Source organism: Faecalicatena contorta (assembly GCF_022835095.1).
Taxonomy (GTDB): domain Bacteria; phylum Bacillota; class Clostridia; order Lachnospirales; family Lachnospiraceae; genus Faecalicatena; species Faecalicatena contorta.
The window spans coordinates 4754464-4766707 of the sequence record NZ_BQNQ01000001.1 but is presented as its reverse complement, the minus strand read 5'-3'; the positions used below and the strand labels follow the sequence as shown (position 1 = coordinate 4766707).

Below are 12244 nucleotides of genomic sequence, written 5' to 3'. Positions count from 1 at the left end.
TTCCCAATGACTATGATATAATAAATGTAAAGCAAAAACGATATTTTTACCCAAATAAGACTAATGAGAAGAGGAGTATGCAATATGAGTACAAAAGGCTATAAGTGCCCCTGTTGTGGGGGGAGTCTGGTGTTCAGCAGTGATATCCAGAAGCTTCGCTGCCCATCCTGTGATAATGAAATAGATATGGAAATAATCCAGCAGTATGCAGAGATTGTAGAGTCAGTAGAAGCACAGGAGGATACATTCGATTGGGAGGAAGATTCCCGGGGCGTCCAGGGCGAATGGGCGGTAAAAGAAAAGGATGGAAAGAAAGTTTATACCTGCCCATCCTGCGGCGGCGATGTGGATGCTGATGAGACTACTGCCGCCACAAAATGTCCCTATTGTGACAGTCCGATAATCCTGCCGGGACAGGTATCAGGAGAGTTTCAACCAGATTTGGTTATCCCATTCCAACTGAACAAGGACGAGGTAAAACAGATATTTAAGGAGCATTGTAAAGGAAAGAAACTTTTGCTAAAAGGTTTCCAGTCGGAGCATAATATAAAAGAAATAACCGGAATCTATGTTCCTTTCTGGCTGTTCAGCTGCCGGGCAAAAGGGTCTGTTATTTATGATGCGGAAAAGATAAACACGTGGCAGGACGATTACTATGAGTTTACTCAAAAAGATTTATATCTTGTTACCAGAAAAGGGGATATGTTTTTTGAACATGTTCCTGTAGATGGCTCTGCTGAGATGGATGATACCTATATGGAAGCTATTGAACCTTATGGGATCGAGAAGGCGGTACCGTTTGAGGCGGGGTATTTGTCAGGGTATAAAGCGCTTAAGTATGATGTGCCTAAGGATAACTGCCGGAGACGGGCAGAGGAAAGAATCAAAAGGACATTTGAAGATATCATAAATCAATCTATTAATAAAAAAGAGTATCATACTATTAAGCAGAAGTATTGCAAACTTGCTTGTGAAAATGGAAAAGTAAAGTATGCCCTGATGCCTGTATGGACATTAGACGTAAAGTATAAAGGCCAGACATACCATTACGCAGTGAATGGGCAGACAGGCAAGTTTGCAGGAAATCTGCCTGTCGACAGGGGGCTGTTTTGGAAATACGCGCTGGGGACGTTTGTGGGAAGCAGTGTGATCATATATTTACTAATGCTGCTGTTTTTCTTAAAGTGAATGGAATTGCGGTGCGATAGGAATTATTGAGAATACATATGACGAGAGAGGGACAGAGAATGAAAAAAATACGGTTTATAGCAGCTCTGCTTTGCCTGTTTCTGGTAAATGTAATACCAGTATCAGCCAATGAGGAAGCGGGTCAGCCGAAAGTGATTGATGAAGTAGAACTTTTATCTAATGAGGAAGAGGCAGAGTTGACAGAGCAGATCAATGCTATTATCACACAATATCAGACCGATGTAGTTCTGGTAATAGAAAATCAGATACCGGAAGCAGATATGGGGGCTGAGGCAAAAAAACTGCGTGACGACAATGGATATGGTATCGGAGATGACAGGCACACTATTATGTTCATATTTGAAACGAGCACCGGCATGTGTAATATTCTTCAACTAGGATATGAAAATAAATTTATACCAGAAAATGATTTAAGGCCGCTGTTTAATAATGTGGTTCAGAATTATCTTAGCACCGGCCAGTACGGAGCGGGATTTAAGGTTTTTCTGGAAGAAATTGGGCCGCTGTATGAAAAAAGCATGAATTCTCAGACAGGCGGACAGAGTGCAGGGAACGGAGATGCCGACGCAAATGAGTCAGAAAGCAGTCAGAATTACCAGCCGTCAAACAGTGGAACAGCGGCAGGAACCGGGAAGAACCAACAAGAGTCGAAAACATCTCCCAAACCAAAGACGCCTGTAAGCTACATAATCCCGGCAATGATTTGCGGACTGATTATCAGCTTCATCTACATGTTTGGTATGAAAGCAAAATTGGATACGGCATATAAACAGAGAGATGCAGAGGTATACCGAAACGCAGATGCATCGGTGCAGGTTCAGAAAGATGAAGTGTTTTTGACAAGCAGTATCATAAAAAAACCTTTGAAGAAAAAGTAAGAACCGTCCGGACGAAAGCAGAAATACATTTTAGGACAGATAGAAAACGATTTAACGAGATAAGTGAGGATTCATAAATCAGGAGGTAACTAACTATGGGCTTATTAAAAGCAGGAATCGGAGCAGCATCAGGAGTGCTGGCGGATCAATGGAGAGAGTATTTTTACTGCGAATCCCTGGGGGATGGTATCATCGCTGCAAAGGGGATGAAGCGCACATCCAGGAGAAGTTCTAATAAACGTGGAGAGGATAATATCATCAGCAACGGTTCAATCGTAGCAGTGAATGAAGGACAATGCATGATGATCGTTGATCAGGGAGAGATTGTGGCATTCTCTTCGGAGCCGGGGGAATTTGTATGGGAGAACTCCACGGAACCCTCTATTTTCTATGACGGATATGAAGAGGGAGTGGAAGAGGCATTCAATACTTTTAAAAAGCGTTTTACAATGGGCGGAGACACAGGAAAGGATCAGAGAGTCTATTTCTTTAACACAAAAGAACTCATGGGAAACAAATACGGCACACCGAATCCTGTACCATTTCGAGTGACAGATAAGAATATAGGCCTGGATATGGATATTTCAGTCCGCTGTTTCGGAGAATATTCTTACCGCCTGAGCAATCCGATATTATTCTATAAAAATGTCTGTGCAAACTTTGAATACGAATATACCGTTCGGGATCTGGAAAGCCAGCTGAAAAGTGAGCTGCTGAACTCCCTGCAGCCCGCATTTGCACGGATATCAGAAATGGGTATCCGCTACAGTTCACTGCCCGGGCATACAATGGAGCTCACCAATGCATTAAAGGACATCCTGTCCGATAAGTGGAACGGTACAAGAGGAATCGAAATGGTATCCATCGCCATCAGCAGCATCCGCGCATCCGAAAAAGATGAGGCATACATAAAGGAACTGCAGAGATCCGCAGTCTTCAGAGACCCGACTATGGCAGCGGCATATCTGACAGGAGCTCAGGCAGCTGCCATGCAGTCCGCAGCTAAGAATGAAGGCACAGGTTCAGCCATGGCATTTATGGGGATGGGGATGGCAAACAATATGGGCGGAATGAACAGCCAGAACCTCTATCAGATGGGACAGCAGCAGACAAACCAGGCAGGCCAGCCTTCAGGGGCGGTCAGCCAGGCTCCGTCAGCAGACGGCTGGACCTGCAGTTGCGGCTGTGCAGGCAACAAGGGGAAGTTCTGCGCAGAGTGCGGTGCCCCAAGGCAAGTCCCGGCAGAGGGCTGGAATTGTTCCTGCGGTACCGTAAACAAAGGCAAATTCTGTACAGAGTGCGGTGCGAAGAAACCTGCGGGCGTCCCTCAGTACCGCTGTGACAAATGTGGCTGGGAGCCTGAAGACATGGCCCATCCGCCGAAATTCTGTCCCGAATGCGGAGATCCCTTTGATGATGGGGATCTTATATAGAAAAATCAAATGAACATCTCCTGCTTACCTGGCAAGAGATAAGACAGCTGGGGCTGTCGGGAAATGATATTTACAGACTACATATTGAGGCGGACTATGAAGTCAGGCTGCAATATATAGTATGAATCAATCATTTACCGACGGCCCCATTCTCTTACAAACTCCGCTAAATAGTATCTCCCCGCCTGATATACCCCGGCCTCTCCGGCGGCGCAATCAGTTCCTTTGCATGGAGCAAATTCGCTCCCTTATCCACAACTTGATTTTCAATATGTACATCTTTCCCAATTACCGCTCCGGGCAGAATCACACAGTTTTTAACAACAGCACCCTTATGGATGGTGCATCCCCGTCCGATCACCGAATTCTCCACAGTTCCTTCTATCAGACATCCGTTAGACACAACAGAGGTCTTAACGGCAGCCGTCTCGAAATACTGCGTCGGACAAGAGTCATTCGTCCTTGTATAGATCGGCCATTCCTCGTCAAATAGATTCATGGCATTCTTATAATTTATCAGCGACATATTTGCGTCATAATAGCTCTTAAAGTCAGTAATTGACGCAAAATAACCTCTGTGGGATACTCCGCGGATATCCAGTTCATTACACTGATTATTTACAATCTGTGCAAGCGTATACATGGAGGACAGGCTTTTAGCCTTATGGATCAGCTCAATAAACAGCTCCTTTTTCATGATATAGGTATCCATAAAAATATTTCTGCTCTTTGCTGTTCCGCGGTTTTTCTCTATAGAAAGAACTCCCTTCTGACGGTTCAGGTTTAACAGGTCACAATTCAGAAATGTTTCCTTGGCATTGTCTGTGGAGTGATACAAGAGAGTAATGTCGGCGCCTGAATTTATGTGCGTATCCAAAAGCTTGTCATAGTTCTCCGTATACACCATGTAATTCGGTACAATGACAACGTACGGATAATGCATTCTCTCAATGCACTCGAGATTCTCAAGGAATGCGGCAATATCAGTATTGTAAATGTCATTGTCAGAGCTGTTTTCAGAGAAAAGGACACGCAGCTTCCCCCGCTTGGAGTTGATGTTATAGTGCCGCCCTGTTCCCAGGTGTTCCACAAGCGAACGCGGTTTACTGCGCGCATAGACCTGGATCTGGTCGATCCCGCTGTTGCTCATATTCGAGATCGGGAAGTCGATAACGCGGTATCTGCCGAGGAATGAAAATGCCCCGATGGTGCGATATGACTGAAGTCCTTCTACTGAGATGTGGTTGCCGGCAGGATTTACGATTCCAAATGCTTTATCCATATTATTCTTCCCCCTTTACATTTTTAGAAACGAGTTCGATATGCTCGCTTCCTGCGCTGCCTACAACCGCATTCTTACCGACCTTAACGCCGTCGGCGATGAGTGCCCTCGTAATGCATGCGCCCTCCTCAACATCAACGCCCGGCATAAGGACACTGTCTATGACCTTTGCCCCGGTTCTGACCGTAGCGCCAGTGAACAGGACGGAATTCTTCACTTCTCCGTTGATCTTGCACCCCTGTGTGATGAAAGCGCGCTTGATATCGGCCTCTGGACCGACATAATGAGGCAGGGTATATCCGTCTTCAGTGTAGATCTTCCAGGTGGAATCATTGAGATCCAGCTCATTATTCTTGTCCAGAAGATCCATATTGGCTTCCCACAGAGAATCAATGGTCCCCACATCTTTCCAGTAGCCCTTGAATTTATATGCGAACAGCTCTTTCCTGTCGTTCAGAAGCGTAGGTATGATGTCCTTTCCAAAGTCATGGCTGGAATCAGGATTCTTCATGTCTGTAAGAAGCATCCTGCGCAGCAGCTTCCAGTTGAATATGTAAATGCCCATGGAAGCCAGGTTGCTCTTGGGCTGCGGTGGTTTTTCCTCAAACTCTACAATACGGCCGCTTTCGTCCGTATTCATGATCCCAAAACGGCTGGCCTCTTTCATCGGTACCTCGATTACCGCGATTGTTGCGTCTGCCTGGTGTTCCTTGTGGTAGGACAGCATCTTGGCATAATTCATCTTGTATATGTGATCGCCTGACAGTATAAGGACATATTCCGGTGAGAAGCTGTCGATAAAATCAATATTCTGGGAGATTGCATCTGCGGTTCCGCGGTAGACGTCCAGGTTGGCATCCGCTTTTTCCCGCGGCGGAAGGACATATACTCCGCTGTCCTGGGCATCCAGCCCCCAGCGGCGGCCGGCAGCAACATAGCTATTTAATAAAATGGATTCGTACTGTGTCAACACCCCCACGACATCAATCCCGCTGTTGGCACAGTTGCTCAAAGGAAAATCGACAATGCGGTATTTACCGCCATATGAAACTGCCGGTTTTGCCACCTTATTGGTCAGTTCGTGCAGGCGTGAACCCCGGCCCCCGGCTAAAATCATCGCTAACATATTATTCTGTTTCATAGTGTGTCCTCTCTTTCGTATTACTTGTTCATATTGTACAATTTTTTGGCTGATTTTACAATCCCTTTGTGCAAAAATGAGATAAATATGGCCGCTTTTTAATGTGAAAGCTTTAGGTTTGTTGGAGAATAAGGCGCAGAATGAAGGGACAGCATCCAGTCTCCAGGGATTTCTTAAAACCGGGTCTACATTTTGGTACAGCCAGTGTGCATTTGGACGAGCCGTTACTGTGCACGCCCGTAAGGTGTGCACAGTAACGACGAGTCCACGAAACGACCCCGTGAAATGAATATTTTCTTGTTACGGTATCCAAAATGGGGTATAATCATAAGAGTAAGAGCAGCTTCACCTTACGGTGGAGCTGATTGTAGTTTATAAGATCTGCAGCGGAAGCGGCAGAAGCTTAAATAAGGAGGAATCGATTATGTTGAGGATTGGTATGCTGACGAGCGGCGGAGACTGCCAGGCATTGAACGCTGCAATGCGCGGTGTGGTGAAGGGCGTATGTTCCAAACGTGATGATGTAGAGATATATGGATTTAAAGATGGCTATAAGGGTTTAATCTATGCGAATTTTGAGATGCTGACTTCCAAAGACTTTTCGGGGATTCTGACCCGGGGCGGTACGATCCTGGGGACATCCAGACAGCCGTTTAAGCTGATGCGGGTACCGGATGAGAACGGATTGGACAAAGTTGCGGCTATGAAGCATACATACCATAAGCTGAGCCTGGACTGTCTTGTGATATTAGGCGGCAATGGTACGCATAAGACGGCTAATATGCTGAGGGAAGAGGGGCTGAACGTGATCACTCTTCCCAAGACGATTGACAATGATCTCTGGGGAACGGATATGACCTTCGGATTCCAGAGCGCAGTGGATATTGCCACGGATACAATTGACAGAATCCACACAACGGCCACTTCACACAGCCGTGTATTTATTATAGAAGTAATGGGACATAAGGTGGGTCATGTAACACTGCATGCGGGGGTTGCGGGGGGCGCAGATATTATTCTGCTTCCGGAGATTCCTTATGATATTGACGTCATTGCTGATGTGATTCAGAAGCGTTCTGCAGCGGGTAAGCCATTTACCATACTGGCGGTTGCCGAGGGAGCGATTTCTAAGAAGGATGCTCAGCTAAAGAAGAAGGAATATAAGGAGAAGCTGGCTAAGAGAAAGTACCCGTCTATTGCCTATGAACTGGCCGAGCAGATTCAGCAGAAGACGGACAAAGAAGTGCGCATTACGGTTCCGGGACATACCCAGAGGGGTGGTTCTCCATGCGCGTACGACCGTGTATTTTCCACAAGAGTGGGTGCGGCGGCGGCAGAACTGATTCTGAAAGAAGAGTTCGGCTATATGATCGCCATGAAAAATGGAGAGACAACTAAGATGCCGCTTCAGGATGTGGCAGGGAAGCTTAAGACAGTGGATCCGAATTGCAGCCTGATTAAAGAGGCGAAGATGACGGGAATCAGTTTCGGGGATGAAGTGTTCCGGTAACTGGTATAAGGTATTTAGATTGGCTTATACTAGGTAAGCTGCGGGATAAATAAAATTAGACAGAGGTGTGATTCATGTCGTATACGGCGCTTTACAGAAAGTTCCGTCCCACCGCATTTGAGGATGTAAAGGGACAGGATCATATTATTACAACATTGCAGAACCAGATTAAGGCAAACCGGATTGGCCATGCCTATTTGTTCTGCGGAACCCGGGGAACCGGGAAGACTACGGTGGCCAAGATATTTGCCAAGGCAGTTAACTGCGAGAACCCGGCGGATGGCAGTCCCTGCGGGGAATGCGCGATGTGCCGATCAATCGCGGCGGGGACGTCGATGAATGTGATTGAGATTGACGCTGCTTCGAACAATGGTGTGGATAACATCCGGGAGATCCGGGAGGAGGTGGCGTACCGCCCTACGGAGGGCCGGTATAAGGTCTACATCATAGACGAAGTGCATATGCTTTCCATAGGCGCTTTTAATGCGCTCTTGAAGACGCTGGAGGAGCCGCCGGAGTATGTCATCTTTATACTGGCAACCACGGAGGTGCACAAGATACCCATTACGATTCTCTCGAGGTGCCAGCATTATGACTTTAAGAGGATCAGTATCGAGACGATTTCGGCCAGACTTCAGGAGCTGATGGTGACAGAGCAGGTGGATGTGGAAGATAAGGCGATCCGGTATGTGGCCAAAGCGGCGGACGGTTCCATGCGTGACGCGCTGAGCCTTCTGGACCAATGTATTGCCTTCTATCTGGGGCAGAAGCTGACCTATGACAATGTGCTGGAAGTACTGGGGGCGGTGGACACGGATGTGTTCAGCCAGCTGCTGCGTAATATCATAAAGCGGGATATACCAAGGGTATTGGACACGGTGGAAGACCTTGTGATGCAGGGGCGGGAACTGACCCAGCTTTCTTCAGATTTTACATGGTATCTCAGGAACTTGCTTCTGGTGAAAACATCTGATAATATAGAGGATGTGATTGATGTATCTACGGAGAATATGCTGCAGCTGAAGGAGGAGGCTCAGATGATCGAGCCCGATATGCTGCTCCGCTATATCCGTATTTTTTCCGAGCTGTCCGGGCAGCTCAAATATGCAACGCAGAAGAGGGTTATGCTGGAAGTTGCGCTGATTAAACTGTGTACTCCCGCCATGGAAGTGGAGCAGGATACACTGCTGGACCGCATCCGCGCTGTGGAGGAGAAGCTGGAACAGGGCATTTCTGCAGGCGCAGTTACGGAAAAGGTTGTTTATGTCAGCAGCGACGGCAGTACGGCCGGCCGGCCGCAAAAGCAGACAAAACCTGAACTGCCCAACGCGATCCCCGAAGATATCCAGGAAGTTGTGAAGAACTTCAGACCCATTGCAGATGAGGCCTCCGGAATGCTCCGCACCTTTCTCAAGAAGGCCAGGCTGAGCCTGGGGGGAGACAACCGGCTGATGATTGTAATGCCGGGAACACTGGAGGCAGAGGTGGTTGGCACAGAAGGGCACCGTAAGGAGCTGGAAGAGCTGATTGAGAACCGGATCGGAAAGAAAGTGGAAGTGGAGGTCCGTCATGTAGAAGAGGGGCGGCACTTTGAAGATACATTTGTAGACATCGAAAAGAAAATTAATATGGAAATCATAGTGGAGGATTAGTTATGGCAAAAAGAGGTGGATTTCCAGGCGGCGGAATGCCTGGCAATATGGCAAATTTAATGAAGCAGGCGCAGAAGATGCAGCGCCAGATGGAGGAGCAGGCAAAAGAGCTTGAGACAAAAGAATACACGGCAACAGCCGGTGGCGGCGCAGTGGAGGTAACAATGAACGGTAAGCGTGAGGTACTGAGCGTGAAACTGGAGGAAGAAGTAGTGGATCCGGAAGACATCGAGATGCTTCAGGATCTGATCGTAGCGGCAACCAACGAAGCCCTGAGAAAAGTGGATGAAGAGTCCAATTCAGCAATGAGCAAGCTGACGGGAGGACTTGGCGGTGGAATGCCGGGAATGTTCTAAATATTCTGACAATGGTGCTCAAAAGGGTCAGACCCCTTTGCAGAAGGGTCTGACCCCTTTGCAGAAGGGTCTGACCCTTTTGGACTACTTTGTTAAGGATGTAACGAAGAAACAGGAGTGATACTAAATGGATTATTACAGTAACCAAATCAGCCGGCTGATTGAAGAGTTCTCCCGTCTGCCCGGGATAGGGGCGAAGTCTGCGCAGCGCCTGGCCTTTCACATTATTAATATGCCAAAGGAGCAGGTGGATAATCTGGCCAAATCGCTTGTGGATGCGCGCAATAATGTGCGGTACTGCGTACAGTGCTGCACGCTGACGGATCGGGAGCTTTGTCCGATTTGCAATAACCCGGATCGGGATCAGAAGACAATTATGGTGGTGGAAACGCCCCGGGACCTGGCGGCCTATGAGAAGACCGGGAAATACAACGGCGTTTATCATGTCCTTCATGGAGCAATATCCCCCATGCTTGGTATCGGGCCGGGGGACATCCGGCTTAAGGAACTTATGGAGCGTCTGCAGGGGGACGTCGATGAGGTGATTATAGCCACCAACTCCAGTCTCGAGGGTGAGACGACGGCTATGTATATCAGCAAGCTGATAAAGCCTACAGGGATTAAGGTCAGCCGGATCGCCAGTGGCGTTCCGGTGGGCGGCGATCTGGAGTATATAGATGAAGTGACCCTCCTTCGGGCTTTGGAAGGCAGAACTGAACTGTAGGCAGATGAATCAGGTACGAAGGAAGTGGGATGATGTATAAGAAAAAGGTGACATCTTCAGATGTGGCGCGCAAAGCGGGGGTATCACAATCCACCGTCTCCATGGTCCTTAATAAAAAGTATAATGTTTCCTTTTCAAAGGACGTGGTGCGCAAGGTCGAGGAAGCGGCCCGGGAACTGGGGTATGAACTGCCTAAGAGAAAAAGGAAAAAGGAAAGTAAACGGGAAAAGCTGCTGGTTGTGCTTTGTCCTAATTTGACGAACCCTTATTATGTGATGCTGCTGCAGGGGATTGAATCCCGGGCCACAGAGCAGGGATTTGGGCTGTTTGTCTGTAACACTCAGAGGAACCTTGAGCTGGAAGAGCGTTATTTGAAAATGATGCCGTCGCTGAACCCCCAGGGCGTGATCTATACCTGCAACCCAAGCAGATGTTTTATGCCCATTGTGGCGGAAATGTCGGAGCGGATTCCATTTGCCATCATTAATAATCAAAATGAGAAGCTGGATGTGGATGCCGTTGAGCTTGACAATTCCAAGCTCGGCAGAATTATGGCCCGGCACCTGTTGGAACTGGGACACAAGCATGTGGCATATATTGCGCCGCCTTTAACAGTAAGGCAGAAGCAGCGCTCAAAACGGGTGGAGGGATTTCTCAAAGAATTTAAGGATGCGGGCCTGGGGGAAAACGTGATTATCAAAGCGGCCAATGAGCAGATTGATAAGGATATTCCGGGAATTGATTCTGAGTACAGAATCGGGTATGACCTGACTAAGGAGCTGCTGGCGGAATATCATAATCTGACGGCCATTGTGGGGCTGAACGACATGATTGCCTTCGGTATCCTGGATGCTCTTTATGATGAAAAATACAGAGTACCCGGTGATATGTCCGTAATGGGCTGTGACAATACACTGTTTGCAAGAATGCATAACATATCCTTAACGACGATAGAGCACTTTGTAATTTATAAAGGCCGGGATGCCTGCGATATTATTATGAAGAAAATAAAGACGCGGGACAAACAGTATTCCGAGATGGAACCTGTCAGTATTTATCATGTTGAGTATGAACCACGGATCGTTACAAGAGGAACGACTTCATATCCCCGAAGCAGAAAAAAGAAAAATTAATGCGGCGATAAAATTTATTATTAATAATTCAAATAGAAAACAATCGCGTTCATAAAAGTTTCTCATATAAACAACCATAAAAGGCGTGTATAGATTTTATGGTCGTATTATAGAGGAACAATAACAACTAAAAGACAATTAATATTTTGATTATATTAATAGAATAAAATTATTAATAGTTTTTCGGGCTATTGACCCGCCCTTTACCAGCGCTTATAATTATAATATAGAAACTAAGGGATTTTCGTTCAAGGAGGAACAAATCATGAAATTTTTTATCGACACAGCAAAAGTAGAAGATATTAAGAAAGCTAACGATATGGGAGTTATCTGTGGAGTGACAACGAACCCTTCACTGATCGCAAAAGAAGGACGAGTTTTTGAGGAAGTAATCGCAGAAATTGCCTCGATCGTAGACGGCCCGATCAGCGGCGAAGTTAAGGCTACCACAACAGATGCAGAAGGCATGATTGCAGAAGGCAGAGAGATTGCGAAGATTCACAAGAACATGGTCGTTAAGATTCCGATGACAGTAGAAGGCCTAAAGGCATGTAAAGCCCTTTCTTCTGAAGGGATTAAGACAAATGTGACATTAATCTTCTCCGCAAATCAGGCTCTTCTTGCGGCAAGAGCCGGAGCCACATACGTATCTCCGTTCCTGGGACGCCTGGATGATATTTCCGTACGTGGAACAGACCTGATAGCGGAGATCGCACAGATATTTGAAGTTGCAGGCATCAAATCAGAGATCATCGCAGCAAGCGTGCGCAATCCGATCCATGTAACAGACTGTGCACTTGCAGGAGCAGATATTGCAACCGTTCCATACAGCGTGATCGAGCAGATGACACATCACCCATTGACAGACGCAGGAATCGCAAAGTTCCAGGCAGATTATAGAGCGGTATTTGGTGAATAATTTAACA

At 46.9% G+C, this 12244-nt stretch carries 11 protein-coding genes; 9 read left to right on the top strand and 2 right to left on the bottom strand.

The features are described from left to right. Positions 1–84 precede the first annotated feature (84 nt). The 3 genes from MWG26_RS21305 to MWG26_RS21295 all read left to right on the top strand — a co-directional run bounded on the left by MWG26_RS21305 (position 85) and on the right by MWG26_RS21295 (position 3520). Positions 85–1188, top strand: a complete 1104-nt coding sequence (locus tag MWG26_RS21305) for a TFIIB-type zinc ribbon-containing protein (RefSeq protein ID WP_117440569.1) — start codon at positions 85–87, stop codon at positions 1186–1188. Positions 1189–1226: 38 nt separating this feature from the next. Then, on the top strand, positions 1227–2087 hold the full coding sequence (locus MWG26_RS21300) for a TPM domain-containing protein (protein WP_081732959.1): 861 nt from the start codon (positions 1227–1229) through the stop codon (positions 2085–2087). A 95-nt stretch (positions 2088–2182) separates the two neighbouring features. Further along, positions 2183–3520 carry an SPFH domain-containing protein gene (locus tag MWG26_RS21295; RefSeq protein ID WP_025653638.1) on the top strand — a complete coding sequence of 446 codons (1338 nt, stop codon included), beginning with the start codon at positions 2183–2185 and terminating at the stop codon, positions 3518–3520. A 166-nt stretch (positions 3521–3686) separates the two neighbouring features. Here MWG26_RS21295 and glgD read toward each other — a convergent pair whose 3' ends face one another. Further along, on the bottom strand, positions 3687–4802 hold the full coding sequence (gene glgD / locus MWG26_RS21290) for a glucose-1-phosphate adenylyltransferase subunit GlgD (RefSeq protein ID WP_025653637.1): 1116 nt from the start codon (positions 4800–4802) through the stop codon (positions 3687–3689). Position 4803: 1 nt separating this feature from the next. Next, positions 4804–5943 carry a glucose-1-phosphate adenylyltransferase gene (locus MWG26_RS21285; protein WP_117440570.1) on the bottom strand — a complete coding sequence of 380 codons (1140 nt, stop codon included), beginning with the start codon at positions 5941–5943 and terminating at the stop codon, positions 4804–4806. Between the two features lie 424 nt (positions 5944–6367). Between MWG26_RS21285 and MWG26_RS21280 the strand changes: the two genes are divergently transcribed. The 6 genes from MWG26_RS21280 (at position 6368) to fsa (ending at position 12237) form a co-directional block, all read left to right on the top strand. Beyond that, a complete protein-coding gene (locus tag MWG26_RS21280) occupies positions 6368–7453 on the top strand; it encodes a 6-phosphofructokinase (RefSeq protein ID WP_025653636.1) in 1086 nt (361 codons plus the stop codon). 74 nt (positions 7454–7527) lie between these two features. Then, positions 7528–9105, top strand: a complete 1578-nt coding sequence (gene dnaX / locus MWG26_RS21275) for a DNA polymerase III subunit gamma/tau (protein WP_025653635.1) — start codon at positions 7528–7530, stop codon at positions 9103–9105. Between the two features lie 2 nt (positions 9106–9107). Beyond that, a complete protein-coding gene (locus tag MWG26_RS21270; protein WP_025653634.1) occupies positions 9108–9461 on the top strand; it encodes a YbaB/EbfC family nucleoid-associated protein in 354 nt (117 codons plus the stop codon). Positions 9462–9588: 127 nt separating this feature from the next. Then, on the top strand, positions 9589–10185 hold the full coding sequence (recR, locus tag MWG26_RS21265; RefSeq protein WP_025653633.1) for a recombination mediator RecR: 597 nt from the start codon (positions 9589–9591) through the stop codon (positions 10183–10185). 32 nt (positions 10186–10217) lie between these two features. Then, entirely contained in the window at positions 10218–11318 is a 1101-nt protein-coding gene (locus tag MWG26_RS21260; protein WP_025653632.1) for a LacI family DNA-binding transcriptional regulator, read from the top strand. 265 nt (positions 11319–11583) lie between these two features. Further along, positions 11584–12237: a fructose-6-phosphate aldolase gene (gene fsa, locus MWG26_RS21255; protein WP_025653631.1), complete on the top strand. Its 654-nt coding sequence runs from the start codon at positions 11584–11586 to the stop codon at positions 12235–12237. Positions 12238–12244 lie beyond the last annotated feature (7 nt).